Below are 26264 nucleotides of genomic sequence, written 5' to 3'. Positions count from 1 at the left end.
TCTCAGCCAGATCAGAAGTTCACGCCGAAGCTCAGTGCCAGGAAATCGCGGTCTTCCAGGGTGTTGTAGTCACCGCCGAAGAAATCGGTGTAACTCAGGCTCGCGGTATAGGTGTTGCGGTAGTCGGCATCGACACCGACGCTGACGGCCTTGGCGCCTTCGTTGAACAGCCCGTTGGGGCCATAACCCGCGACGTCATGGGACCAGGACAGGTTGGGTTTGAGGTTGATCCCGCCGATCACGTTGGCGTAATCGAGGATCGCCCGGGCACGGTAGCCCCAGGAGGTCGAGGTGACGAAACCGTCGGTATCGCCGCCGAAACCATACTGGCCGTACACCGAGTCGCGGCCGTAACGCAGGTTGCTGCGCGACTCCAGGCCACCGACGTGAACCACCGCCGCTTCGCCGACCAGGGTCAAGCGCTGGGCACCCCACACTTGATCGTAGAATTGCGTGAGGGTGCTCTGGATCTGCGTGATCTCCTTGCGGCGATAGCCTTTGTTGTCAGCGCCCGGGGTGGTGGCGATCGGTGATGCAGCGCCACCGGCAATCGGGTTGAGCAAGGCCAGGGTCAGGTCGTTGGTGCTGACCTGCACGGGTGCATTCGGCCGATAGCTGATCTCGCCGCTCCACGCGGTGCCGGTCGGCAAGGTAGTGGAGAAGCTCGCGCCGTAAAGGCGAATGTCTTCCGGGTATTCGAGGTAGTACTGACCGCGCCCCAGCATCACGCTTTGCGCCAGCCCCGCACCGCTGCCCGGCGCCAGACGGTTGGCCACACTCACCATCCCCGGCAGGCTGGCCAGTGTCGACAGGCCGGCCGTGGTGGTGCCGACCGTCGGCGTGCGGCTGTGGTAGTTCATGAAATACAGGCCGTACTCGGTGTCGTCACCGAGCCAGCGCAATGCTGTGCCCCACTGCCCGGAATCCCGCGCATCACGGTCGCCACCCCGGGGAACGACCACGCCCTCGCGGGTCACCTGGAGTGGCTGACCGAAAGCCGATGCCAAGGGCGCCAAGGGTGCAATCGCCGGACTGCCGACGGTGTAATTGTTGTTGCAACCATCCGCCACCACGTCGTTGCCGAAGAAGGTGCCGCAGTTGTCGACGACGGTCTGGTCCCACTCCAGTTGATAGAAACCTTCCACCGAGAGCTGATCAGTCAGGCCCTGGGAGGCGAACAGCATGTTCACCGGAATCAGCCCTTCCTTGATCTCGGCGCCCGGCCGACGGAACGCTGAGACGTCAATCGGGTTGATGCTGTTGATCGAGTTACCGATGAAGGTACTTTCACCCCAACTCACCACCTGCTTGCCGGCACGCACGGTGCCCGGCAGATCGGCGATGGAATAGTTGTGATAAACGAAGGCATCGAGAATCTGCGCACCGGAGGACTTGGCGCCTTCCTTGCGGCCACTGTCGCTGATCGGCTTGAACTCGCGGTCTTCGTCCTTCAGCTCGAAGTCGTACCAGTACTTGCCACGGACGAAGACGCCGGTGTCACCGTATTTCAATTCGAGGTCGTGCAGGCCCTTGAAGATCTTGGAGAAGGTTTCGCCTTTCTTGAAGTTCAGCCGGCCGTCATCACCGGTCGAAGACTGACCGGTCCCGCCGTTGACGGTGCCCACCAAAGATCTATCGGCATCGCGCATGCCCCAACTCGCGCCGACGGACAGCGAGGAGTCGAACGTACCCTCGATTTCGCCAATGTTGAACGCAACAGCCTGCGCCTGGGCACAGCAGCCCAAGGCAACCGCAGCGGCCAGCGCTTGCGGTGTGAAGATGGCGCGCATTGTTGTTTTTGTCATGCGTCTTCCCCGGTGAGTGACAGAAGGCCCCACCCTACTGCCGCACGTTGGGAGCGATAAGCGCACCAAGGAGGTATTCGTGGTGTACCTCTAAAGGATGAATGGCCGGATGGGACGGGGGTTTGCGCCGGGTATGGATGGGCTGGATGGGGGACTATCAGCAGAATGCATGGCAGCAGCTGCTACAGGGGACGTGGCGCGTCGGACTATTGCTCAGACTGCAACAGTGCATGTCGCGAATCGCTGTTTTTCCTTTCAGCTCAACGGCTTATTCTTGCCGGGCTTTCACGGCAAACCGCCAGAAAGCGCGAATCGATGGCGTGTGTTCAGTCCACGCCATTGGCGACAGAATCCAGATGAATCGACGCTTTTTCGATTGATCGCCCTGTGTTCACTGACGTTGATTTGTAGCTCCTTGATCCAACGTCTTGCTTTGGCCGCTGCGTTTGCAGCGGCCTTTTTTATGGGCGACATTCCTACAAGATATTTCCTATAACAACATAAGAAATATCTATTTACGCAAAAGACAATCCTGCCTTTATTCCTGCCTCATCGAAATTTCTCGCTGCTTTATATGTAAGGTCTGACGCAAGTCTCGGACCCGGATTTTCTACTTCTGTTGTAATTTTTAATGGCACGACGCAATAACCGACAACCATTTTTTAATGGCTGACTGGCAACACGTCATCCATATGCACATTCAAAAGGATATGAATATGCAAAAGCCTCCAAGGCCAGGTTCTCTTGATATTCGCACGCCCATCCATACGATAGGCGTTGCTCCGGACCACATGACACCCGCGCCTCTAACATCAAACATTGTCACAACGGGTCCACACGGGCACGGAATACCTGTTTATTACCAAAATCTCAATACCATTAAAGCCACCTCCCAAGCGCTGGAGCAAGAATATCAAACCAAGTCCAGCCAATTGCCGCAAACCATTGAAAATGAACTGGCCGCCACTCGGCTTGAGGGTCCAACTGATCCACTTCCACCTGCACAATCGATAATTCGCGAACTGGATGTACGAAACAGACTCACTGCTCGAAAAACAGCCGAGTTCCACAATAAAACAGCTATTGCCCATTCTTTTTATGGAGGAGATCCATTTAACAGGCACATCAACGAATTCATGAAGAAGGCTACAACTATCGAAAAGAGGCCTACACCGGACGGCGCTGCTATGCAGGCGTTGTTTCAGTCTCTTCGGGCGGCCCACGATGCAAGATTGTTGGCTCAAGGTCTCGAATTGCTCAGGCAGCAAAACGTCAATGTGCAGAACTTCCTCAGTGCTGTGCAGGCCAATGAGCAAGCCCAGCGAGCAGCTGCAGAGTTGGTGCGCGTAAATGAGGAAGCAGCAGCTCGGGCTCGAGAACAAGCGCGACTTGCAGCATTGGAAAATGCGCGGCGGGTGGCTACTGAGCAAGCTCGGGTTGCGGCGCAAGCAGCGGCGCAGCAGGTCGCTGCGGAACAGGCTCGTCTTGAAGCGAAAGCTCAGGCTCAGGCTCAAGAACAGGCACGTATTGCAGAATTGAATACAGCCCTGGCCGAGGCTGAGGCTAATGCGAAAGCAGCTGCTCAGCATTTCGCAGCCGAACAGGCTCGTCTCCAAGCTGAAATGGAACAGCAAATCGAGCAGATACAAAGGCAGCTAGAGACGGAAAGACAGCGTCTGGAGACTCGCCTCAAAGTCATTGATTCAGCTACTGCCGTGGCTCAACGCCACGTTCAACGGGTGAATCTGATAGTTCAGCAGTTGAAGGAAAGGCAAGCGCAAGAGCGCGAGCGGCAACAGGGTCGTCTGACGGCAGAGGATGAGACTCGACGAAAACTTGAGCAAGCCCGCCTCTTGGGGTCAGAGGAAACGGAGGCCAGGTGGCAAAGCCCTACGTTTGCCAATGTCGGTTCGACCGCAGCATTCGGCCCAGCGTTTACCGGCACGACCGGAACTATCGGCAATAGCCCTGCGACCTCTCTGGCGTTAAAGACCGCGCTTCGCACAGCCGTATCCGCTGTCACCGCAACTCTTGCGACAGCAGCCGCTCCAGTTCTCGTAGGATTCGCCGCCCTTTTCGCTCCATCACGGCTAGGTAACGGTGATCTGTTTTCTGTCAGTGTTCCGCTGTCAGAACTTTCGCCAGTTCCAACTGCCCATCTGTACGAACAAGCAGTCGCCGGGGGAACAATCGACCTGCCGGTTACCCTCGGCTCGAAGTCAATAGGTCATAGGGTTGAGATCGTCGTTGTCACCACAGACGGCGTGACAGTTCCCGCCAGTGTGCCGGTGAATCTGGCCCACTTTGATGCTGGCAAGAATGTTTACGTATCGGGCAGCACTGTCGCCAACGGTCCAGTCATCACCTGGACACCGTTGGTGGAACCCATAAACCCCTCGACTGATCTTCCGCTGACCGAAACAGATCTGCCGATCTATGAAGGCGCTACTGTCACTCCCAACACCGGACGAGTGAATCCATTTCCAGAGCTGGATCGCTACGGGTTTGGCGGATTCATCACCGTCTTTCCGATCGACTCAGGCCTTCCACCGATCTTCACCCTGCTCAGGGATCGACGGCAGGATCCTGGTATTGCCAGCGGGAATGGAGAGTTCGTTTCAGGAATCTGGCTAGGGACGAGGTCACGGTCGGGAGGTGCACCGATTCCCAAGCAGATTGCGGATAAACTTCGGGGACGGGAGTTTTCGAATTTCAGAGCGTTCAGGGAAGCGCTCTGGAGAGCGGTTTCAGACGATTTGGAGTTGGCGACACAATTCACAGCCAACAATGTTCAAGAAATGAGTAACGGCCGAGCCCCTTTTTCTCGTAAAGCGGACAGATTAGGTGGCCAAGTAAAACTTGAGCTACACCATGTGAACCAAATTTCAAAAGATGGCGAGATATTTGACATGGACAACATCCGAATCGTCACCCCGAAACGACACTCAGAAATACACAAAGGAGATAAATGACATGAGCCTCTTTGACCTCTCCGACTACACCGAAACAGAATTCCTTAAGTTCGTTTCCAGAATCTGCCAATCAGAATACCCGACAGAGAAGGAACAGATTGATGCAGTACTTTTGTTTGAAGAACTAACAGAGCACCCCGACGGATCCGACTTGATTTACTACGCAGATTCAGACGAAGAATCAACACCCGAAGCTATCGTTGCGAAAGTTAAATCTTGGCGAAACATAAATGGCAAACCAGGCTTCAAACCCGAAGAATAAACATAAGGGAGCAAGCATTCATGCTTGCTCCCCTTACACTCTTAAATCGAATACCTCTGCAAATTCCCCATCATCTCTTTAAGCGCCTCAATATTGTCCTTCGGATGCGCCGCCCCTTCGAAATCACAAATCTGCTCCCACTGCGCCGCCACATCCTCCGGCGAGAAGCCCACCCGCGGATCAAACCCGGCGCCCAGGCTGCGTTCCCAGCGCACCTTGCCCATCCAGCCGCCGCCGACTTCAAACAACCCGGACGTTTCCTGGCAGTTTTCACTGGCCAGGTACACCACCAACGGGCTCACCAGTTCCGGCTTGAGTTGCTCGAACACTTGCGGCGGAATCAGGCCTTCAGTCATGCGGGTGCCACCCGTCGGTGCGATGGCATTGACCAGGATGTTGTTCTTGCGACCTTCGATGGCGAGTGTGCGGGTCAGGCCGTAGAGGCCAAGCTTGGCCATACCGTAGTTGGACTGACCGAAATTGCCGTAGATGCCCGAGGTCGATGCGGTGAAGATCACCCGGCCGTAGTTCTGCTCGCGCATGTGCGGCCAGGCGGCGCGGGTGACTTTGTAGGCGCCTTCGACGTGGACGCGGTAAACCAGGTCCCAGTCGGCGTCGTCCATTTTGTGGAAGGTCTTGTCGCGCAGGATCCCGGCGTTATTGACCACGACATCAATGCGGCCGAAGGCGTCGAGGGCATGCTGTACGATTTTGTCGCCATCGGTAACGGAGTCGTGGTTGGCTTCGGCGATGCCGCCCGCCTCACGAATTTCCGCCACTACGCGGTCGGCTGCCGAGGCGTTGGCGCCTTCCCCTTGCGCCGAGCCGCCGAGATCATTGACCAGCACTTTGGCGCCCTGTTTGGCGAACAGCAGCGCGTGAGCCCGGCCCAGGCCACCGCCGGCCCCCGTGACGATCACAACTTTATCTTCGAAGCGCACAGACTCATTCATGGGGGGAACTCCAGCAGACCAGGGACAATACGTCCGAGTGTCAGGCACCAGGCTGCTGGTCACAATAAACACAGGTAAAGCTGAATAGTGCTTGATAAGGCTGGGGGATAGTCAGGAACAGGCCGCCCTGCGCGGCGGAGAAATCAGCCGATCCCGAAACGCCTGATAATGCTTGAGCACCTGTGCCGGCGCTTCAGTCTGCGGGTAATGGCCAATATCAGGCAGCAGCACCGTGTCCGGGTTGGGGACCAGTTCCCGATAGCGCTTGACCATGTGCGCACCGGAAATCGGATCGACTTCACCATCGATGACCCGCAGCGGAACCTCGCCACGCTGCATGGCGCTGACCCAACGCTCGCGCTGAACACGCCGCTCAGGAATATAAGCGATGAGCTTATGCATGATTCGCGGGCCGTGATTGCTGTCGATCAGGCCCCAGAAATCGTCCATCTCGCTTTCGGTGGGTCGAGTGTGCGGACCAAATATCTGCCGGAAACTTTTCACCAGTCCGTCGCGGGTAAAAGCTCTCCCGATCATCCAGCCCAAAGGGCTGAGCAACAGTTTTTGCATCAACACCGGGCGATGGGTTTCAGGAAACAGGCCGCCGTTGAGGAAAACACAACTGGCGATATCGACGCGCGTCTCGTAATGCCGGGCCAACAACTCCTGAGCCACGCTGTCGCCATAATCGTGGGCCAACACATGCACCGGCTGTTCGACGTTCAGGTGCGCGAGCAGCGCCTGTTGCAGATCGGCCTGCTCCAACAGGCTGTATTCATGGTTGACCGGTTTGGCCGAGTCGCCGAAGCCGAGCATGTCGCAGGCAATTACCCGATAGCGCTGCGCCAGCGGTTGCCACAAGTAATGCCAGTCCCAACTGGCGGTCGGGAAACCATGGATGAGCAGCAACGGCTCACCCTGCCCCGCCGTCCAGTAATGGATGGTCTGGCCACGGAATACGAACGTCTGGCCGCGCTTTCGCCAGACACACAGGGGGATCTCGGCAAGTGCCATTAGAATTTATAACCCGGGTCTAGTTGATCGAGTTTGCGCAGCAACGCCGGCCAGGCCAACGCGCCGCCCATCCCTTGAGCACTTTTGGTCACGCCGGCAATCATCGCCTTGGCGCCCGCCAGAATCTGCGGCTCGATAGCAATCAGCTCGGCGCCACCATTCTGCGCCAGCACCTGGATATCGCAGGCGCGCTGAAAGGTGAACATCATCAGGAACGTGTCGGCGATGGTGCTGCCACAGGTCAGCAGGCCGTGGTTGTGCAGCATCAGGAAATTGTTTTCACCCAGGTCGGCTTGCAGGCGCGCCTTCTCTTCATGGTTCAGGGCAACGCCTTCGTAGGCGTGATACGCAAGGCTGGACAGCACAAACAATGACTGCTGACTGATCGGCAGAATGCCCTGCTTCTGTGCCGACACCGCCACACCCGCAGCGGTGTGAGTGTGCAACACGCACACCACATCGTGACGCACTTCATGCACGGCGCTGTGAATGGTGTAACCCGCCGGGTTGATTTCGTAAGGGCTGTCCATCAGCTTGTTGCCGGCCTGATCGACCTTGACCAGACTCGACGCAGTGATCTCGTGAAACATCAGCCCGAACGGGTTGATCAGGAAATCTTCGGTGCCCGGCACCTTGGCCGAGATATGCGTAAAGATCAGATCGTCCCAACCATGGGAGGCCACCAGACGATAACAGGCCGCCAGGTCGACGCGGGTCTGCCACTCGGCGGCACTGACCTGGTCTTTGACACTCTGGGGGGATTGGACGGGAGCAACTTTCACGGCAAGGACCTCCTGTTCTTATAGTTTTACTGTCGTTACCGCAGTCTAGTCGCCCCCGGATTTCGCGTAGTTGCATTGGCAGCCAGCTTGGTGGCCTAACGAGTCAGTTCAGGAGAAAGACTGGATCCATGTCAAAGGACCGCCGCCAACAAGGGGGCGGCAAACAGGTTCAAAAGCCCTGTCAGCACCATGACCAGCCCCGCAACCGAGCCTTCCTCACCGCCCACTTCATGGGCCCGACTGACACCGGCACCGTGCGCGCCGACGCCAAACAACGCACCGCGCGCAAGGGCGCTGCGCAACGGCAGCCACTTCAGCAGAATGCCGCCGAGCATCGCCCCGAACACGCCAGTGAACATCACGAACACCGCCGTCAGTTCCGGCACGCCACCGAGGTCGTGAGCCAGCGGCATGGCAAACGGCGTGGTGATGGAGCGTGGCACCAGCGACATCGTCACCGAACTGTCCAGCGCCAGCGCCTTGGCCAGACCGAACGAGGTGCCGATGGACGCCGCACTGCCCGCCAGCATTCCGAGCAACAACGCCGACCAATACCGCATCAGCATCTGCCGCTGTTGCCAGATCGGCACGGCGAACGCGACGGTCACCGGCCCCAGCACCCACATCAGCCAATGGGTGTTGCTCGAATACTCCGAGTACGCGGTATGCAGCGGCACAGCGAGGGCCAGCAGCAGCGCCGGAACCAGAATCAGCGGCGACAGCAGATAACGCCCGGTGCGCCGGTAGATCCAGCGACTGAATAAATAGGCCGACAGCGTGAAGGCCAGCCAGAACATCGGCATCAGCTCAAGCTTCATGGGACCTCCGCAACCGCACCACCCCTTCCACGGTAAACGCGGTGACCAGCATCACCATCAGCGTACTCACGCCGATCACCAGCAGAATCCGCCAACCGTCGTCGCGCATCAGGCTGCCGTAATCGAGCAGGCTCATCAGCGCCGGGATAAAAAACAGCAGCATCTCGGCCATCAACAGACCGGCCCCCATTTGCAACGCCGCCGGTTTGATCCCGCCAACCGCAAAAGCCAGCAGCAACAGCGCCATGCCGATGACGCCACCCGGGATCGGCCAAGCCAACCGCGCGGCAATTTCGCAGCCGAGCAGGTAGATGCCGAGCAGCACGGCCAGTTCAGCGGTCAATCGAGCCAGGCGTTTGAAGATGGATGAATTCATGGTTTCGGTCCTCACAGATGCTCATTTTACGGAGCGGGCTGCTATCCCCGAAACGAATTGTTAGACTCGGCTCTATTCCAATCTGGAATCAGGCGCATGGAATTCAAGCAGCTACGCAGCTTCGTCGAAGTGATGCACCAAGGGGGTTTCACCCAAGCCGCCAAGACTCTGCACATCAGCCAATCAGCGGTGAGCAAGCAGGTCGCTCAGCTGGAACAAAGTCTGGGCACACCGTTGCTCGAACGTTTGGGGTCGCAGCTGCGCCTGACCGCCGCCGGCAGCGTGGTGCTGCAACGGGCCGAAGGCATGCTGCGGCTGCGCAACGAGTTGCTCAGTGAGTTGGACGATTTGAGCCAACTGGCTCGCGGGGAATTGCGTCTGGGACTGCCGCTGCTGGGCAGTGACGCGCTGTTCGCCGGGCTGTTTGCCGAGTACCGGCGGCGCTACCCGAACATCAGCATTCAGTTACTGGAGGGCGGTAGCCTGAACATCGAACAGGCGGTGTTGAGTGGTGAGCTCGAACTCGGTGGCAGTCTGTTGCCGAAGGATCCGCAGTTCGCCTTTCAGCCTTTCTGCGATGAGCCGCTGGATGCGCTGCTGCCCGCCGATCATCCGTTGGCGACCAAGACAGTGATCGGACTGGAGGAATTGGCCGATACGCCGTTTCTGCTGTATCAGCGCAGCTTCGTGCTCAACGACCGGTTGCTGCAGGCTTGTCATCAGCTAGGGTTCACACCCAAGGAGGGTGGGCGCAGCGGCCAGGCGGATTTTCTTGCCGCACTGGTGGCCGCCGGCCAAGGCGTGGTGCTGCTGCCCAGCGTGGTGGCGCGTGGGCTGGTGCGGCCAGGCGTGGTGCGCCTGACCTTGAATGCCCCGGATTCGTTACGCTGGGACATTGCCTTTATCTGGCGGCAGGGTGCGTACTTGTCGAAGGCTGCACAAGCCTGGCTTGCCCTGCTGCGCGAGCGGCCGGTCAGCTCCGCAGCACCCTGATCAACTCGGCCAGCCAAGGCTCGGCATCGGTTTCCGGAGTCACACTTTCGCTGGCGTCCAGACGCAACATCGGCAGCACTTCACGCAGGCCCAGTTCGGCGAACAACTCACGCATCTGCTCGCCGCCGCCGCAGAACGTATCGCCGTAACTTGCATCGCCCAAGCCGATCACCACCCCCGGCAAACCGCGCCAGGCAGCAGGTAAATGGTCACGGATCATCGAATACAGGGGTTGCAGGTTATCCGGCAATTCACCCATGCCGGTGGTCGACGTCACCGCCAGAAATGCTTCCGGGCCGAAGGCCTGGACATCGGCCAGTGTCGCGCGCGGGTTGTGCCAGGTTTCGAAACCCGCGCCGTTTAAAAGAGAGGCGGCGTGGCGGGCAACTTCTTCTGCCGTGCCGTACACCGAGCCGGAAATGATGGCAACTTTCATCAATCGATCCTGAAGCTGTAAAAGACACAGATATTAACAGCACGGGCTCGTTTGATCTTTTAGAATGCAAATCCCTATCAATACGGAAAGGATTCTCCGATGATCAACGCTCAACTGTTGCAAATGGTAATCAACGCCTCCAACGACGGCATCGTGATTGCCGAAAAGGAAGGTGACCAGGACAACATCCTGATTTACGTAAACCCGGCGTTCGAGCGGCTGACGGGTTACACCAGCGAAGAAATTCTTTACCAGGATTGCCGTTTCCTGCAGGCCGGTGACCGGGATCAAAAAGAAGCCCTCACCGCGATTCGCAAAGCGTTGACCCTTGGCGGCTCCTGCCGGGAAATCCTAAGAAACTACCGAAAGGACGGCACCCCGTTCTGGAATGAACTGTCCCTTTCTACAGTGAAGAACGAAAGCGATGGGCAAACTTATTTTGTAGGCGTGCAGAAAGACGTTACGGTGCAGGTCAAGGCACAGCAGCGAGTTGCGCAACTGGAAGCACAATTGGCTGAGATGCAGGCCGAGCTTGCCGCGCTGAAAGCGACGAACGGTAAAAACAAAACAGCGAATTAATGGTCATTAACTACAATCACCGATGACTTTGTAACTATTCCTTTCGAGCAAGCCATGCAACGCGACGCACTCCTGACACAGGATGAGCTGGATTTCATCCAGACCATGCAACACAACCCCCAGCTCAATGTGCGGGATGCGACGTCGAGTCTGCTCGTCAACGGTGGATCGCAAATCCGTGATTTGCTCACGCGCCTGGCGGCCCATGAGCAAGTCACCATCCAGGCCAACTTCGAAAACCAGCAAATGACCTTTCCGCTGCATCTGGTGGAAGACGAATTTCATGCGCTGCATTTGCGTCTGGGCGTGCCGAGTATTTATGAAGACGGGCCAATGGTACGACCATGGCGCCTGACGCTTGAAGAGCCGGTGGCGCTGGAAAATGCCAAAGGCCAGCCCGGCACGATGTGGGTGCATGAAATATCGTTCAAAGGGGTTTTGCTGGAAGTTCGCAACAAGACCAAACCGCCCAAACACTTCGCGTTGTGGTTCAGTCCGTCAGGCTATGAGCGGATTGCATTGCGCGGCACCTTCGAGCGTGAAACCGAGCAAGGTTTCTACGCTTACGAATTAAGCCAGAGCGACAAGGATGAGACCGAACGTCTGCGTCAGTACATCCTTCAGCAACATCGTCTGACACATCCCGCCCTGCACATCTGATCTCAGGTATCCAGGTTTCCTGCCAGGAACTGTTTCAAACGCTGACGCATCACCATCCCCTCATTTCCCAGACAACCGATCGACGATCCGGCCAGGCTGTCCTGTGCCAGGTCCGACGCATCGCCAGCCAGCAGCAACTGACAATCCAGGCTCAAGGCCAGTCGATTCAGACGTCGAGGCAACTCGGGGGCCGGCGCGTGGTTGGACACCAGCACCAGTGCCGTGGGCTTGATACGCTCGCAAACCAGGGTCAACTCGTCGAAGGGCTGACCGATCGACAGCAGTTGAATAGCCGAGTCGACACTGCTCAGGTACAGCGCCGTGACCAGCACTTCGAGTTCATGAGCCTGATCGGCCAAGGCGCAGACAATCACGCGTCGAGGCTGCATGACGCGCACCAGCAACATGCGCTGCAACACGCGAGAACGCAGGAAACCATCCAGAAACAGCCATTCGCTGGTCTGACCGAACGCGTGATGGCGCTGCAGCATCAGCTTCCAGATCGGCATCAGGATGTCCTGGAACACCACGGTCAGGGGGTAACTGGAAAAAATCTGTCCATAGACTTGCTCCAGCTTAACCTCGTCAAACGCCGTCACCGCCACCTGAACCTCCTGCTGCCACTGGGCGTAGTCGGCTTGAACGAGTTCGTCGGGAATGATTTTCGCCAGGGCTTTTAGCGGCTCGGTCTTGGCCAGTATCTTGCCGACCTTGCTGACCGCGACGCCGCGATCAATCCAGCCGAGAATGCTGCGGACCTTTTCGATATCCGCCATCGAGTACAGCCGATGCCCGCTTTCGGTGCGTGTGGGCTGAATCAGGCCATATCGTCGCTCCCATGCCCGCAACGTAACGGGGTTGATACCCGTCAGGCGCGCTACTTCACGGATGGGAAACAGCTCTTCCTGTTCCAGTGCAGCTCCTCGCTGCAAATCTGGGACACCTTCAGTCAGGACAGGCATGTGGCAATTGAAGTCCGCGCGCAAAATTGGATCCCATTCTAACTCTTCCACCCCATGCTTGTTCAAGACTGATAAACGACGAATGTCGCTGGCGTATCCGTCAGAATCAGGAATAATCCTTGCTTGTCTCAAGACGCAGCCCATCACCCCGGCGCTGCGCCTGGCGAAACTCTTACCCGGAGTGACGCATCTGTTATACGGAGATTCACCATGTCTACCTCACCCGTCACGCTGATGGTTGCGCGCCGCGTCGCCGATGGGCGTTATCAGGACCTGATGGCCTGGTTGCGCGAAGGCGAACAACTGGCCACCGACTTCCCCGGTTATCTCGGCTCAGGTGTGCTCGCTCCGCCGCCCGGCGATAACGAATTCCAGATTATTTTCCGCTTTGCCAACGAGCAAACCATGCACGCCTGGGAGCATTCCGCTTCGCGTACCGCATGGCTGGCGCGCGGCAGCGATCTGTTTGCGCACAAGACGGAACATCGCGTGAGTGGCATTGAAGGCTGGTTCGGCGCGGTCGGCCAGCGCCCACCCCGCTGGAAGCAGGCGGTGGCAATCTGGCTGGCATTCTTTCCGGTTTCCCTGCTGTTCAACTTTGTAATGGGGCCGTTGCTCGACGACATGAGCCTGCTGCCCCGCGTGCTCATCAGCACCTTGTGCCTGACGCCGTTGATGGTCTACTTCTTCATTCCACTATCGACCCGCCTGCTGGCCAGCTGGTTGAACAGCACGCCAGCACGCCCGTTGCCCGCCAAGCCCACTCCCCAAAACCACTGATCCCCCTTGTGGGAGCCCCGCAATAGGTGAATGCCGCTGCGCGCTGGTATAGTTTTGCTCTTACCGCGACGCGAGCCGTTCATGACCTCTTCCGCAGCTCCGATCCTCATCACCGGTGCCGGCCAGCGTGTCGGCCTGCACTGTGCGCAGCGTTTGCTCGAAGACGGCCATCCGGTGATCTTCAGTTACCGCAGCGAACGCCCAGGCGTGCAGACATTGCGCGACCTGGGCGCCACCGCGGTATTTGCCGACTTCTCCACTGAAGCGGGGATCCTCGCGTTCATCACCCAACTGAAAACCCACACCGACAGCCTGCGAGCCATTGTCCACAACGCTTCCGAATGGCTGGCCGAAACCCCGGACACCGACGCCGAGGCCTTCACCCGCATGTTCAGCGTGCACATGCTGGCGCCCTACCTGATCAACCTGCACTGTGCCGACTTGCTCGAACGCTCAAGCCCCGCCGACATCGTGCACATCAGCGATGACGTGACCCGCAAGGGCAGCAGCAAACACATTGGCTACTGCGCCAGCAAAGCCGGGCTCGACAGCCTCACCCTGTCCTTCGCCGCGAAATACGCGCCGACAATCAAGGTCAACGGTATCGCGCCAGCCCTGCTAATGTTCAACCCCGACGACAACGCGGCGTACCGCGCCAAGGCCCTGGCCAAGTCCGCGCTGGGCATCGAACCCGGCAGCGAAGTGATCTACCAGAGCCTGCGTTATTTGCTCGACAACCCTTATGTCACTGGCACGACCCTGACCGTCAATGGCGGACGGCACCTCAAATAAGCAGCCCCCGCGAGGATGTTCCATGACGTTATCCCTGCACCAGAAAGCCCTGTCCGAGAGCTATCGCGAAATTCTCATCGGTCTCGGCGAAAACCCCGACCGCGAAGGACTGCAAGACACCCCGGTTCGCGCAGCCAAAGCCATGCAGTACCTCTGCCACGGCTACGACCAGAGTGTCGAGGAGATCGTCAACGGCGCACTGTTTGCGTCAGACACCGACGAGATGATCATCGTCGCCGACATCGAACTGTATTCGTTGTGCGAACATCACCTGCTGCCCTTCATTGGCAAGGCCCATGTGGCTTATATTCCGACGGGCAAGGTGCTGGGCCTGTCGAAGATCGCGCGGCTGGTGGACATGTTCGCCCGCCGCCTGCAGATACAGGAAAACCTCACCCGACAGATCGCCGATGCGGTGCAACAGGTGACTGACGCGGCCGGTGTCGCGGTGGTCATCGAAGCCAGGCATATGTGCATGATGATGCGCGGCGTCGAGAAACAGAATTCGACCATGAACACCTCGGTGATGCTCGGCGCCTTCCGCGAGTCGAGCACCACCCGCCAGGAGTTCCTGCAATTGATTGGACGGAGCAAGTAGCAATGCCACAACTTCAACCAGGAATGGCACGCATCCGGGTCAAGGACCTGTGCCTGCGGACCTTCATCGGGATCAACGAGGATGAAATCCTCAACAAGCAGGATGTACTGATCAACCTGACCATCCTGTATGCCGCTCAGGAAGCGGTGCGTGACAACGACATCGATCACGCGCTGAATTACCGGACCATCACCAAGGCGATCATCGCCCACGTGGAAGGCAATCGCTTCGCCCTGCTCGAACGCCTGACCCAGGAGATCCTCGATCTGGTCATGGCCAACGCGTCGGTGTTGTACGCGGAAGTTGAAGTCGACAAACCCCACGCCCTGCGATTCGCCGAGTCGGTGTCGATTACGCTCGCTGCAAGCCGCTAAGCTTCAAGCTTCAAGCTTCAAGCTTCAAGCTTCAAGCTTCAGGCGTTAAGCTACAAGCCATCGCAACCCATCTTGCAGCTTGAAGCTTACCGCTCGAAGCTGCCTCGCAGAGGCCCACATGACCGATCAACAACGCCTGGAACTTGAAGCCGCCGCCTTTCGCCGGCTGGTCGCCCACCTGGACAGCCGCAAGGACGTGCAGAACATCGACCTGATGAACCTCTCGGGCTTCTGCCGCAACTGCCTGTCCAAGTGGTACAAGGCCGCCGCCGACGAACGCCAGATCGAGGTCAGCCTCGATGACGCTCGCGAAGTGGTTTACGGCATGCCTTACGCCGAGTGGAAAGCCCAATACCAGCAAGAAGCCAACGCCGAACAACAAGCGGCGTTCGCCAAAGGAAAACCCAATGAGTGATTTGAACACCCTGCGCGCCAGCCTCAAGAGCGGTGAGCATGTTTTCGCCGACACCCTGGCGTTCATCGCCACGGGTTACGACTACCAGCCTCAGGCTTTCAACAACGGCGGCGTGGAAAACGCCGCCGGGCAGAACGAAGGTTCGTGCAAGACCCTGGGCCTGGCGCTGCTGGAAGGCCTGACCGATGAAGAGGCGCTGTTGGCCTTTGGCGAGCATTACCGCTCGGTCGTGGCCACGCCTGAAGGCAACGACCACGGCAACATTCGTGCGTTGATTGCGCAGGGTCTGGCGGGCGTGAAATTCACCCAACAGCCGCTGACTCGCCGTTAATCAAAGTCCGCGAAACACTTCACGAGCGACACAGAACCTGTGGCGAGGGAGCTTGCTCCCACTGGACTGCGTAGCGGTCCCTCTTTTTTGGGGCCGCTGCGCGACCCAGCGGGAGCAAGCTCCCTCGCCACAGGTTACGCTTTGCCTGCCCATCTCTTATTCGCACACATCCCGACTTTTAAGATTGACCCGTCCACTTTATTTCGTTTGCCCCCACCCACTGCTCACGGCTTAGATAAAAAGAAGCATCCCTTCTTCAGAGTCGGTCATCCATGAGCAGCGAAACCATCAGCCAGTCGATCAACGTCGTTCATCCCGTCACGCTCAGCCACGGCAAAAACGCCGAGGTCTGGGACACCGATGGCAAACGCTACATCGACTTCGTCGGCGGCATCGGCGTACTGAACCTCGGCCATTGCCATCCGCGCATCGTCGAGGCCATTCGCGAACAAGCCACGCGGCTGACGCACTACGCGTTCAACGCCGCACCGCATGTGCCCTACATCGAACTGATGGATCGCCTGTCGGCGTTCATTCCGGTGGACTACGCTGTCAGTGGCATGCTCACCAACAGCGGCGCAGAAGCGGCGGAAAACGCCCTGAAGATCGTCCGCGGCTCGACCGGTCGCACAGCCGTCATTGCCTTCGACGGTGCCTTCCATGGCCGCACGCTCGCCACCCTCAACCTCAACGGCAAAGTCGCACCGTACAAACAGAAAGTCGGCGCGCTGCCGGGGCCTGTGTATCACCTGCCCTTTCCAAGCAAGGACAACGGCGTGACCTGCGCCGAAGCGCTGAAGGCGATGGATCGACTGTTCAGCGTCGAAATCGACGTCAATGACGTGGCCTGTTTTATCGTCGAACCGGTTCAAGGTGAAGCGGGATTTCTGGCGATGGATGTCGAGTTCGCACAGGCGCTGCGCACGTTCTGCGATGAAAAAAATATTCTGCTGATCGCCGATGAAATCCAGTCCGGCTTCGGCCGCACCGGCGAGCGCTTTGCCTTTTCGCGCCTGGGCATCGAGCCGGACCTGATCCTGCTGGGCAAAAGCATCGCCGGCGGCGTGCCACTGGGCGCGGTAGTCGGGCGCAAGTCGCTGCTCGACACCTTGCCCAAAGGTGGACTGGGCGGCACCTATTCCGGCAACCCCATCGCCTGCGCCGCCGCATTGGCAACGCTGGATGAAATGACGGATGCCAACCTGCAAGCCTGGGGGTCGCAACAGGAAGAAGCGATTGTCAGCCGTTACGAGTCCTGGCGCGCAAGCAAACTTTCACCGTATCTGGGTCGTTTGACCGGCGTCGGTGCGATGCGCGGTATCGAGTTGACCCATGCCAACGGCTCCCCCGCCTCGGCGCAGCTCACACAATTGCTGGCGTTGGCGCGTGACGCGGGTCTGCTGTTGATGCCGAGCGGCAAATCACGGCACATCATTCGGCTGCTGGCGCCGTTGACCACCGAGGCGACGGTGCTGGAGGAAGGGCTGGATATCCTCGAGGCGTGCCTGGCAAGACTGTCCTGACAGCGAAGTGCGTTCCGGGACTGACGTAGCGAATTAAGTTCGCTTGTGGTCCCGGAATCGACGTCGCAATACTGACCAAAGACCCTTTTACCTAGCGAGAACATCACCACCGACAAGCTGAGGCAGACATGTATCACGACAATATAATTTATAAGAAAAAGTCTAACGATCCTCACTTCCTGCTCGGCGTAGCCGTGGTGCTGTTCCTCGGCGCCTACCTGATGAACCTGGGCAACAGCGCCCTCAGTCATTTTCTGCATCCGCTGCTGGGCAATGCCCCGGACAGCCTGACCGCGCGCAACATCGCCATCGGGCTGGGCATTGCCGTACTGGGCACCTTGAACTTCCACGTCCTCGGGCGCCTGAAGTTCAAAGTGCAGACTACGGTGGTGTGGATCGAACTACTGATCCTGTTTCTGGCGTTCTTCGACACCTTCGACCTGTCTTACAGCTTCATCCTCGACAAGATCGGTTTCCTGATTATCCAGGGCGCTGCAACCACCTTGTACATCTCTGCAGTGGCCATCGTCCTGGCCTTTGTGCTGGCGCTGGTCGGCGCAGTGGCCAAGCTGTCGAACAACGGCCTGGCCAATGCCCTCGCCTCGTTCTACACCTCGTTCTTTCGCGGCGTGCCGTTGCTGATTCAGATCTACCTGATTTACCTGGGTCTGCCGCAACTGGGCTACGTGGTCGATGCGGTGCCTGCCGGTATCCTCGCGCTGTCCCTGTGTTACGGCGCCTACATGACCGAGATTTTCCGGGCCGGCATCCAGAGCATTCCGGTCGGCCAGTGGGAAGCCTCGCGGGCGCTGAACATCAGCCCGTTCAAGACCCTGAGCCGGGTCATCATGCCGCAGGCCTTGCGGGTGATCATTCCACCCACGGGCAACCAGTTCATCGCCATGCTCAAAGACAGTTCGCTGGTGTCGGTGATCGGTGTCTGGGAACTGATGTACCTGGCCAAGACCCAGGGGCGCGCAGACTTCCGCCACCTGGAAATGCTGATCACCGCCGCGATGATTTACTGGGCCCTGTCGTTCATTCTGGAACGGGTCCAGGCGCGAATCGAAAAACGGGTCAATCGATCCGTGGCAAGGGGTTGATGCGTGATGACTCGTACCGATACCGCCCAACAACGCGACCTGGCCCCTGCTGCGCAGACCAGTCCCTCGATGATTTCAATCACCGGCCTGAACAAGTGGTACGGCAACTTTCACGCCCTGCGCGACGTCGACCTGAACGTCGCCACCGGCGAAATCCTGGTGGTGTGCGGCCCGTCGGGTTCGGGCAAATCGACAATGATTCGCTGCATCAACCACCTGGAAAATTTCCAGAAGGGCCACATTCAGGTCAACGGCATCACGCTCACCAGTGAAGCGGAAAGTGTCAGCGCCGTGCGCAGCGAAATCGGCATGGTGTTCCAAAGCTTCAACCTGTTCCCGCACTTGAGCGTGATGGACAACCTGACTCTGGCCCCACAACTGGTGCAAGGCGTGTCGGCCACCGAGGCGAAAAAACGCGCGCAGGTCTATCTGGAGCGGGTGCGGATTGCCGAGCATGCCCACAAATATCCGTCGCAACTGTCCGGCGGCCAGCAGCAGCGCGTGGCCATTGCCCGGGCGCTGTGCATGAACCCCAAAGTGATGCTGTTCGACGAACCAACCTCGGCGCTGGACCCGGAAATGGTCCACGAGGTGCTGGACGTGATGGGCGAGCTGGCCACCGACGGCATGACGATGATTTGCGTGACCCACGAAATGGGCTTTGCCAGCAAGGTCGCCGACCGAGTGCTGTTCATGGATCAGGGCCAGGTGATCGAACAAGCCACCCCGGCCGAGTTTTTCAAAAACCCGCAGACCGAACGCGCACAGAAATTCCTGTCGCAGATCATCGGGCACTGAGAAGCGCTTTACCCCCGCATAACAATAACGAAAAGTGGAGATGGACATGCTCAGTAAAAAACCCGCAATCACCCTTGCTGCCGCCTTGACACTGTTGTTCGTCGGCGCCGCGAACGCCGGTGCCGTTCTGGACAAGATCGAGAGCAGCAAGACGTTGACCGTCGCCACCTCGGCGACCTGGCCCCCGCAGGGGTTCATCAACGACAAGAATGAAATCGACGGTTTTGATATCGACGTGTCCAAGGAGATCGCCAAGCGTCTCGGCGTCGAGGCCAAATTCATCACGCCCGACTGGGATGTGATTACCGCCGGCAAGTGGAATGGCCGCTGGGACGTATCCGTCGGCTCGATGACCGCCACCAAGAGCCGTGCGCGGATTCTCGACTTCCCCGGCACCTACTACTACGTGCCCTACGTGTTTGCGGTGCACAACAAATCCACGGTCACCGACCACAAGGCGTTGAATGGCAAAACCATCGGCGTCGAGGGCGGCACGACGTCCGAGGACTATTTCAGCCAGGCACTGGCCATCGAAACCACTGACGTGCCACCCGTCGTCTACGACGTTAAAACCGAAAAAATGAAGACCTACGCCGGCTCCGTCGGACCGCTGGACGATCTGCGCCTGGGCGACGGTGCTCGACTGGACGCCATCCTCACCCAACGCAGCACGCTGGATGCGGCCGTCAAGAAGGGTTACCCATTGCGCGCTGTCGACAACGGCGTGGTGTTCTACGAACCGTTGGCCGTTGCCACCGACAAGGGTGACCCGGAGCTGAAGGCGAAACTGAGTGAAATCATCGGCGCAATGCACAAGGACGGCACGCTGACCAAACTGTCGGACAAGTGGTACGGCGTCGACTACTCGACCATCAAGTAACACTGCCCTCCCCTGAGGGAGCGAGCCTGCTCGCGATGAGGCCATCAAATTCAGCATTAATGTTGAATGTTCGACCGCCATCGCGAGCAGGCTCGCTCCCACAAAGGCCAGCCCTCGCTTGAATGTCCGGCAACTTATCAAGGATCGACCATGTCCTTCCCCAACACCTGGTATTCCCAAACCTCGCTGCCCCGTGCGGCCAGGCCCGAATTGAACACCGACGAAACCTGCGACGTCTGCATCATCGGTGCCGGCATCGCCGGCCTCACCGCCGCCCTCGAACTGATCCGGCGCGGCAAGCGTGTGATCATCCTCGAAGCCCATCAGGTCGCGTGGGGAGCCTCCGGCCGCAATGGCGGCGTGGTCTCGCCGGGCTGGGCCGAAGGGTCTGGAGCGATCCGCAAAAAACTGGGACTGGAAAACGCCAGAACGCTGTTCCAGATGTCGGTTGAAGGGGTAGAGCTTGTCCGCCGCAACATCGCCGAACTGGCCCTCACCGGCTGCAATCCGTCCGCCGGCACAATCCGAGTCAAGCGCTACGACGACAGCGCCAGCGTGAAAAACCACATCGACACAATGCGCCGCGACTTCGCTTACGAACTCAACTTCCTCGACACCGCCCAGGTCCGCGAACGGGCGCACACCCAACGTTATTTCCAGGGTGTGGAGGACCCGAACGCCCTGCATTTCCACCCGTTGAATTATTGCCTGGGCCTGGCCCTTGCCATTGAAGCGACGGGCAGTCGCATTTTCGAACACTCCAAAATGCTCACCTGGCGTCGCGAAGGGGCCGACAAGATTGTCCAGACCGCTCACGGTAGCGTGCGCTGTCAGGACCTGGTGTTCTGCGCCGGCGGTTACGGCGGGCCGGAGCTGCAAAAGCTCAGCCGCGCCTACCTGCCGATTGCCACCTACGTGGTGCTGACGGAACACCTGGGCGATTCGATCAAAAGCGTTCTCGAGTCAGGCGCCGCGTTTTCCGATGACCGTCGCGCCTCGGACTATTACCGCATTGTCGAAGGCGATCGCCTGTTGTGGGGCGGACGTATCACGACCCGTCACGAACAGAATGAAAAAGCCCTGGCGGCCATGCTCAAGGCCGACATGGTGTCGGTGTATCCGCAACTGGCGCCGGTCAGGATCGAATTGGCCTGGTCCGGTCTGATGGGGTATTCCACCAACAAAATGCCCAACCTGGGATGGCTGGAACCAGGTGTCTGGGCGTGCACTTCATTTGGCGGTCATGGACTGAATACCGGTTCGATTGGCGGCAGGGTGATTGCTGAAGCGGTGTGCGGGGAAACTGCTCGGCATGAACTGTTCAAGCCGTACTTGCTGGACTGGAACGGTGGGCCGTTCGGGCGCGTTGCCGCCAATGCGATCTATCAATCGCTGAAGGTCATGGACTTCGTCCAGGAACGGTTTCGCGGTTGACCAACACAAGCCTCGCTCCTGCAGGGGTCTGGTGAACGCTTTTGCTGTGGGCACAAAAAAACCGGCCGAAGCCGGTTTTTTCATTTCAACGATTTCAGAACTTGGCGTTCTGCAGATCATCGAGGTAACGCTCGGCATCCAGTGCCGCCATGCAACCGGCGCCGGCCGAGGTGATGGCCTGACGGTAAACGTGGTCAGCCACGTCACCGGCAGCGAAGATGCCTTCGACGCTGGTGGCCGTTGCGTTGCCGTCGCGGCCGCCCTGCACAACCATGTAGCCGTCTTTCAACGTCAGCTGGCCTTCGAACAGCGAAGTGTTCGGGGTGTGGCCGATGGCGATGAACACGCCGTCGACTTTCAGCTCGTCGAAGCTGCCGTCGTTGTTCTTCAGGCGAGCACCGGTGACGCCCATGTTGTCGCCCAGGACTTCGTCCAGGTTCGCGTTCAGCTTCAGGATGATCTTGCCTTCGGCAACGCGGGCATTGAGCTTGTCGATCAGGATCTTCTCGGCGCGGAAAGTTTCGCGACGGTGGACCAGGGTCACGGTGCTGGCGATGTTGGCCAGGTACAGCGCTTCTTCAACAGCGGTGTTGCCACCGCCGACCACAGCCACTGGCTTGTTGCGGTAGAAGAAACCATCGCAGGTTGCGCAGGCCGATACGCCTTTGCCCATGAACGCTTCTTCCGAAGGCAGGCCGAGGTAACGGGCGCTGGCGCCGGTGGCGATGATCAGGGCATCGCAGGTGTAAGTCGCGCTGTCGCCGATCAGGGTGTACGGCTTGGCAGCGAAGTCCACGGCATTGATGTGATCGAAAACGATCTCGGTTTCAAAACGCTCGGCGTGCTCTTTCATGCGGTCCATCAGCGCCGGGCCGGTCAGGCCGTGGACGTCGCCCGGCCAGTTGTCGACTTCGGTGGTGGTGGTCAATTGACCGCCGGCCTGCATGCCGGTGATCAGCAGTGGCTTGAGATTGGCACGGGCGGCATAGACCGCAGCACTGTAACCGGCAGGGCCGGAACCGAGAATAATCACTCGCGAATGACGGACTTCAGACATGACCTGCTCCTGTTGACCGGCCCGGAACACCTGGCGCGGAACGCCGGGTTGCCGGCGGGAATAAAAAAGGACTGTTGAAAGCCTTGGGGAAGGCTCGGGTTCGACAGTCCTGTAAAAAGAATGGGTGCAGCGTATCGAGGGGGCGAAGATTAAGGAAATACGGTTTAACAATCCAGCTCATAGGCGGTCTCTATCCGGTCACGATGGATTTATAGGCGCCTTTGTTACAGTTAATGTCGATGTCGCTGCCGCGCTTTCGCCTGTCAGGCAAAGCCGGTAAGGTCGGCGCGTTTACCCTTTGCTCGGAGCACGTTATGCCCGCCCCCGTTCTGTCCGGCCCGCAATACCTGCGCGAAGGCCTCAAGCTGGTCTTGAGCCCCAGCCTGCGTTTGTTCGTATTGTTGCCCTTGGTGATCAACCTCGTGCTGTTCGTCGGATTGATCTACCTGGCCAGCCATCAATTCAGCCTGTGGGTCGATACGCTGATGCCGTCCCTGCCCGACTGGCTGAGTTTTCTCAGTTACGTCCTCTGGCCGATTTTTGTCGTGCTGGTGGTTCTGATGGTGTTTTTCACCTTCACCATGCTCGCCAACGTCATCGCCGCGCCGTTCAACGGCTTCCTGGCGGAGAAGGTCGAAGTGGTGGTGCGTGGCACCGATGACTTCCCGGCGTTCAGTTGGGGTGAACTGGTCGCCATGATCCCGCGCACTCTGTCCCGGGAAATGCGCAAACTCGGCTACTTCCTGCCGCGGGCAATCGGGTTGTTCATTCTCTCGTTCATCCCCGTGGTCAACATCATCGCCGCGCCGCTGTGGCTGCTGTTCGGGGTGTGGATGATGGCGATCCAGTACATCGACTACCCGGCGGACAACCACAAACTGGGCTGGAACGAAATGCTCGCCTGGCTGCGCGAGAAGCGCTGGCAGAGCATGAGTTTTGGCGGGATCGTGTACCTGGTGTTGCTGATTCCGGTGGTCAACATCCTGATGATGCCGGCGGCTGTGGCCGGTGCGACGCTGTTCTGGGTGCGTGAGCGCGGCGCGGAGAATCTGGTGACCCAACGCTGACACCGTCACAAATCCATCATCGAAACGCCACAATGACGACATGCCCCCAGTCGACACTGGGGTCATGACGACAGCTCTGCATATCACCCTCATCACCGAAACCTTCCCACCGGAAATCAACGGCGTGGCCAATACCCTCGGCCGCTTGTGCGATGGCTTGCGCGCGCGCGGGCATCAGGTCGAACTGGTGCGGCCGCGTCAGGGCTGCGATCTTCTGGCGGCCAGCAGCGATGAGCTGTTGCTGTGTCGCGGCTGGCCATTGCCGGGCTATCCGGGTTTGCAATGGGGTCAGTCGTCGATGCACAAGCTGCTGCGGCGCTGGAAACGTCATCGTCCGGACGTGCTCTACATCGCCACGGAAGGGCCGCTGGGATTGTCGGCGTTGCGAGCGGCGCGGCGTTTGGGGATTTCAGTGGTCAGCGGCTTTCACACCAATTTCCAGCAGTACTCCAATCAATACGGGCTCGGCCTGCTGTCGCGCTTGCTGACTCATTACCTGCGATGGTTTCACAACCGTTCGACGTTGACTCTGGTGCCCAGCATCAGCCAGCGACTGGAACTGGAACGGCGTCATTTCGAACGTCTGGCGTTGTTGTCCCGAGGGGTCGACAGCCAATTGTTTCATCCGGTCAAACGCCTGCAATCTTTACGCGAACAGTGGGGGCTCGCCGAGAAAGACATCGCGGTCATCCACGTCGGACGCCTGGCGCAGGAGAAAAATCTCGGCTTGCTCAAGCGCTGTTTTGACGGCCTGAAGGCCACTTATCCACAGCGCAAACTGAAATTGATCGTGGTCGGCGACGGGCCACAGCGAGGTTTTTTGGAGAAGGAGCTGCCTGACGCGATTTTCTGCGGCTCACAACGAGGCGAAGCGTTGGCCAGTCACTATGCGTCAGCGGACGTATTTCTGTTTCCGAGCCTGACCGAAACCTTCGGCAATGTGGTGCTTGAAGCGCTGGCCTCGGGATTGGGCGTGGTGGCCTACGATCAGGCGGCTGCGGCTCAACACATTCGCCATGGCTACAACGGCGTGTTGGCGATGCCGGGGGACGAAGAGGCGTTCTGCGATGCTGCGACGTGGTTGCTGGAGGAGCGCGAAACCTTGCGTTGCGTGCGGCTCAATGCGCGCCAGCATGCGAGTCGTCAGGGCTGGGCGGCGATTATCGAGCAGTTCGAGGGGCAGTTGCGGGGGGCTTGTGTGGGGGAGTTGGCGGTGCCTGAGGCACAGACCTTATCCTGACCGGTGGGTGACATTGAATCCGTCTTCGCAAGCGGGCTCGCTCCCACAAAGGTTCTGCGTCATGCACAAAACCTGTGGGAGCGAGCCGCTCGCGAAGAGGCCCTTCCAGTCGCTGCTTAAACCAGGGTCATCAACGCCTCACGGCTGAACGGCAGGATGTCTTCCTCACGACCATCACGCACTTTCTGCGCCCAGTCCGGGTCGACCAGCAGCGCACGCCCTACCGCCACCAGATCGAACTCGTCGTTGTTCAAACGCTCCAGCAGTTTTTCCAGGCTGGCCGGCTGCGCGATCTTGTCAGTGTTGACCATGAACTGCAGGAACTCGCCATCCAGGCCAACGCTGCCCACTGTGATGGTCGGCTTGCCTGTGAGCTTGCGGGTCCAGCCGGCCAGGTTCAGCTCGGAACCGTCGAACTCCGGCTCCCAGAACCGACGCGTCGAGCAGTGGAAAATGTCCACGCCGGCGTCGGACAGCGGCTTGAGGAATTCCCCCAGCGCCTCCGGTGTTTGCACCAGGCGCGCGGTGTAATCCTGCTGCTTCCACTGCGAGAAACGGAAGATGATCGGGAAGCCTTCGCCGACGGCTGCACGCACAGCCTGAATCAATTCGATGGCAAAACGCGAACGGTTGGCCAGGCTGCCGCCGTATTCGTCGGTGCGCTGGTTGCTGCCTTCCCAGAAAAACTGGTCCACGAGGTAACCGTGGGCGCCGTGGATTTCCACGCCGTCCATGCCAATGCTTTGGGCGTCTTTAGCGGCTTGGGCGAACGCGGCGATCACGTCCTGGATATCTTGTTCAGTCATGCCGTGAACCACGACCTGACCGTCCTTCAATTTCTCCGACGGACCGTAACCCGGCACGCTGGCATCCGGCTCGGTGCCGATGCGGCGCACGCTGCCCACATGCCATAACTGCGGAACGATCTTGCCGCCCTCGGCGTGGACTGCGTCGACCACTTTCTTCCAGCCGGCCAGCGCGGCCTCACCGTAGAAATGCGGCACGTTCGGGTAGCCGTTGGAGGCCTTGTGCCCGACGGTGGTGCCTTCGGTGATGATCAGGCCGACGCCGGCAGCGGCGCGACGACGGTAGTACTCGATCACTTTGGAATTGGGTACGCCGCCCGGGGAGAAGGAGCGGGTCATCGGCGCCATGACGACGCGGGTCGGCAGTTCGAGGCTGCCGAGGTGGAACGGTTTGAACAGGGCTTTGACGGGCATGGGACGCTCCACGGGGAAAATGACTTTATGACGGCGATAA

The 26264-nt window shown here is 59.0% G+C and carries 28 protein-coding genes; 18 read left to right on the top strand and 10 right to left on the bottom strand.

Going from position 1 to position 26264, the window contains the following annotated elements; all coding sequences use genetic code 11:
- Window positions 1-11: 11 nt before the first annotated feature.
- Window positions 12-1805: a DUF1302 domain-containing protein gene (locus tag JIO00_RS04980; RefSeq protein WP_042932362.1), complete on the bottom strand. Its 1794-nt coding sequence runs from the start codon at window positions 1803-1805 to the stop codon at window positions 12-14.
- 665 nt (window positions 1806-2470) lie between these two features.
- On the opposite strand from JIO00_RS04980, the gene JIO00_RS04975 reads away from it, so the two are divergent.
- Together JIO00_RS04975 and JIO00_RS04970 are read left to right on the top strand one after the other, a co-directional pair.
- On the top strand, window positions 2471-4777 hold the full coding sequence (locus JIO00_RS04975) for an S-type pyocin domain-containing protein (protein WP_234452938.1): 2307 nt from the start codon (window positions 2471-2473) through the stop codon (window positions 4775-4777).
- A gap of 1 nt (window position 4778) precedes the next feature.
- The gene (locus JIO00_RS04970; RefSeq protein WP_010463210.1) at window positions 4779-5039 is read left to right on the top strand and encodes a bacteriocin immunity protein; all 261 of its coding nucleotides are present in this window, start codon (window positions 4779-4781) and stop codon (window positions 5037-5039) included.
- A gap of 41 nt (window positions 5040-5080) precedes the next feature.
- Here the strand turns inward: JIO00_RS04970 and JIO00_RS04965 are convergent, their stop codons facing one another.
- The 5 genes from JIO00_RS04965 to JIO00_RS04945 all read right to left on the bottom strand — a co-directional run bounded on the left by JIO00_RS04965 (window position 5081) and on the right by JIO00_RS04945 (window position 8982).
- Window positions 5081-5992 (bottom strand): SDR family oxidoreductase, encoded by a 912-nt coding sequence (locus JIO00_RS04965; RefSeq protein WP_010463212.1) that lies wholly within the window; start codon window positions 5990-5992, stop codon window positions 5081-5083.
- A 111-nt stretch (window positions 5993-6103) separates the two neighbouring features.
- A complete protein-coding gene (locus JIO00_RS04960) occupies window positions 6104-7006 on the bottom strand; it encodes an alpha/beta fold hydrolase (protein WP_010463214.1) in 903 nt (300 codons plus the stop codon).
- Window positions 7006-7788 (bottom strand): class II aldolase/adducin family protein, encoded by a 783-nt coding sequence (locus tag JIO00_RS04955; RefSeq protein WP_010463216.1) that lies wholly within the window; start codon window positions 7786-7788, stop codon window positions 7006-7008. The genes JIO00_RS04960 and JIO00_RS04955 overlap by 1 nt, the downstream gene beginning before the upstream one ends.
- A gap of 131 nt (window positions 7789-7919) precedes the next feature.
- Complete coding sequence (locus tag JIO00_RS04950) at window positions 7920-8606, bottom strand: LrgB family protein (RefSeq protein ID WP_010463218.1); 687 nt, start codon at window positions 8604-8606, stop codon at window positions 7920-7922.
- Window positions 8596-8982, bottom strand: coding sequence for a CidA/LrgA family protein (locus JIO00_RS04945; protein WP_172792280.1), 387 nt, complete (start codon window positions 8980-8982; stop codon window positions 8596-8598). Before JIO00_RS04945 ends, JIO00_RS04950 begins: the two co-directional genes overlap by 11 nt.
- Window positions 8983-9078: 96 nt before the next feature.
- On the opposite strand from JIO00_RS04945, the gene JIO00_RS04940 reads away from it, so the two are divergent.
- Window positions 9079-9975, top strand: coding sequence for a LysR family transcriptional regulator (locus JIO00_RS04940; protein WP_010463222.1), 897 nt, complete (start codon window positions 9079-9081; stop codon window positions 9973-9975).
- Here the strand turns inward: JIO00_RS04940 and JIO00_RS04935 are convergent.
- The gene (locus tag JIO00_RS04935; protein WP_083375008.1) at window positions 9956-10411 is read right to left on the bottom strand and encodes a flavodoxin; all 456 of its coding nucleotides are present in this window, start codon (window positions 10409-10411) and stop codon (window positions 9956-9958) included. The genes JIO00_RS04940 and JIO00_RS04935 overlap by 20 nt on opposite strands.
- 99 nt (window positions 10412-10510) lie before the next feature.
- Here JIO00_RS04935 and JIO00_RS04930 point away from each other — a divergent pair, with 99 nt between their 5' ends.
- A complete protein-coding gene (locus JIO00_RS04930) occupies window positions 10511-10990 on the top strand; it encodes a PAS domain-containing protein (RefSeq protein ID WP_010463226.1) in 480 nt (159 codons plus the stop codon).
- A gap of 54 nt (window positions 10991-11044) precedes the next feature.
- Window positions 11045-11650, top strand: a complete 606-nt coding sequence (locus JIO00_RS04925) for a hypothetical protein (protein ID WP_010463228.1) — start codon at window positions 11045-11047, stop codon at window positions 11648-11650.
- A gap of 2 nt (window positions 11651-11652) precedes the next feature.
- On the opposite strand, the gene JIO00_RS04920 is transcribed toward JIO00_RS04925, so the two are convergent.
- Window positions 11653-12612, bottom strand: a complete 960-nt coding sequence (locus JIO00_RS04920) for a MerR family transcriptional regulator (RefSeq protein WP_102594611.1) — start codon at window positions 12610-12612, stop codon at window positions 11653-11655.
- A 210-nt stretch (window positions 12613-12822) separates the two neighbouring features.
- Here JIO00_RS04920 and JIO00_RS04915 point away from each other — a divergent pair, with 210 nt between their 5' ends.
- The 11 genes from JIO00_RS04915 to JIO00_RS04865 all read left to right on the top strand — a co-directional run bounded on the left by JIO00_RS04915 (window position 12823) and on the right by JIO00_RS04865 (window position 21640).
- Window positions 12823-13392, top strand: coding sequence for an antibiotic biosynthesis monooxygenase (locus tag JIO00_RS04915; protein WP_077750183.1), 570 nt, complete (start codon window positions 12823-12825; stop codon window positions 13390-13392).
- Between the two features lie 81 nt (window positions 13393-13473).
- Complete coding sequence (gene folM, locus JIO00_RS04910) at window positions 13474-14184, top strand: dihydromonapterin reductase (protein ID WP_010463235.1); 711 nt, start codon at window positions 13474-13476, stop codon at window positions 14182-14184.
- Window positions 14185-14206: 22 nt separating this feature from the next.
- Window positions 14207-14782, top strand: a complete 576-nt coding sequence (gene folE / locus JIO00_RS04905) for a GTP cyclohydrolase I FolE (RefSeq protein ID WP_154911865.1) — start codon at window positions 14207-14209, stop codon at window positions 14780-14782.
- Window positions 14783-14784: 2 nt separating this feature from the next.
- Complete coding sequence (folX, locus tag JIO00_RS04900) at window positions 14785-15156, top strand: dihydroneopterin triphosphate 2'-epimerase (RefSeq protein ID WP_007970304.1); 372 nt, start codon at window positions 14785-14787, stop codon at window positions 15154-15156.
- A gap of 118 nt (window positions 15157-15274) precedes the next feature.
- Window positions 15275-15571 (top strand): DUF1244 domain-containing protein, encoded by a 297-nt coding sequence (locus JIO00_RS04895; protein ID WP_008150700.1) that lies wholly within the window; start codon window positions 15275-15277, stop codon window positions 15569-15571.
- Window positions 15564-15902 (top strand): HopJ type III effector protein, encoded by a 339-nt coding sequence (locus JIO00_RS04890; RefSeq protein WP_077750181.1) that lies wholly within the window; start codon window positions 15564-15566, stop codon window positions 15900-15902. The genes JIO00_RS04895 and JIO00_RS04890 overlap by 8 nt, the downstream gene beginning before the upstream one ends.
- Before the next feature lie 272 nt (window positions 15903-16174).
- Window positions 16175-17425 carry a 2-aminoadipate transaminase gene (locus JIO00_RS04885; protein WP_154911866.1) on the top strand — a complete coding sequence of 417 codons (1251 nt, stop codon included), beginning with the start codon at window positions 16175-16177 and terminating at the stop codon, window positions 17423-17425.
- Window positions 17426-17553: 128 nt separating this feature from the next.
- Window positions 17554-18528 (top strand): amino acid ABC transporter permease, encoded by a 975-nt coding sequence (locus JIO00_RS04880; RefSeq protein WP_154911867.1) that lies wholly within the window; start codon window positions 17554-17556, stop codon window positions 18526-18528.
- Window positions 18529-18597: 69 nt separating this feature from the next.
- Window positions 18598-19326 carry an amino acid ABC transporter ATP-binding protein gene (locus JIO00_RS04875; protein ID WP_010463253.1) on the top strand — a complete coding sequence of 243 codons (729 nt, stop codon included), beginning with the start codon at window positions 18598-18600 and terminating at the stop codon, window positions 19324-19326.
- Between the two features lie 46 nt (window positions 19327-19372).
- On the top strand, window positions 19373-20206 hold the full coding sequence (locus tag JIO00_RS04870) for a transporter substrate-binding domain-containing protein (RefSeq protein WP_154911868.1): 834 nt from the start codon (window positions 19373-19375) through the stop codon (window positions 20204-20206).
- A 150-nt stretch (window positions 20207-20356) separates the two neighbouring features.
- Entirely contained in the window at window positions 20357-21640 is a 1284-nt protein-coding gene (locus JIO00_RS04865; RefSeq protein WP_077747435.1) for an NAD(P)/FAD-dependent oxidoreductase, read from the top strand.
- A 94-nt stretch (window positions 21641-21734) separates the two neighbouring features.
- Here JIO00_RS04865 and trxB read toward each other — a convergent pair whose 3' ends face one another.
- Entirely contained in the window at window positions 21735-22697 is a 963-nt protein-coding gene (gene trxB, locus JIO00_RS04860) for a thioredoxin-disulfide reductase (protein WP_010463259.1), read from the bottom strand.
- Between the two features lie 314 nt (window positions 22698-23011).
- On the opposite strand from trxB, the gene cysZ reads away from it, so the two are divergent.
- On the top strand, window positions 23012-23764 hold the full coding sequence (cysZ, locus tag JIO00_RS04855) for a sulfate transporter CysZ (RefSeq protein WP_010463261.1): 753 nt from the start codon (window positions 23012-23014) through the stop codon (window positions 23762-23764).
- A gap of 40 nt (window positions 23765-23804) precedes the next feature.
- Window positions 23805-25004, top strand: coding sequence for a glycosyltransferase family 4 protein (locus tag JIO00_RS04850; protein ID WP_200667755.1), 1200 nt, complete (start codon window positions 23805-23807; stop codon window positions 25002-25004).
- Window positions 25005-25120: 116 nt separating this feature from the next.
- On the opposite strand, the gene JIO00_RS04845 is transcribed toward JIO00_RS04850, so the two are convergent.
- Window positions 25121-26224 carry an NADH:flavin oxidoreductase gene (locus JIO00_RS04845; protein ID WP_154911870.1) on the bottom strand — a complete coding sequence of 368 codons (1104 nt, stop codon included), beginning with the start codon at window positions 26222-26224 and terminating at the stop codon, window positions 25121-25123.
- Window positions 26225-26264: the final 40 nt, after the last annotated feature.

Source organism: Pseudomonas sp. SW-3, assembly GCF_016615645.1.
Taxonomy (GTDB): domain Bacteria; phylum Pseudomonadota; class Gammaproteobacteria; order Pseudomonadales; family Pseudomonadaceae; genus Aquipseudomonas; species Aquipseudomonas mandelii.
This window is presented reverse-complemented; position numbering and strand designations above follow the sequence as displayed.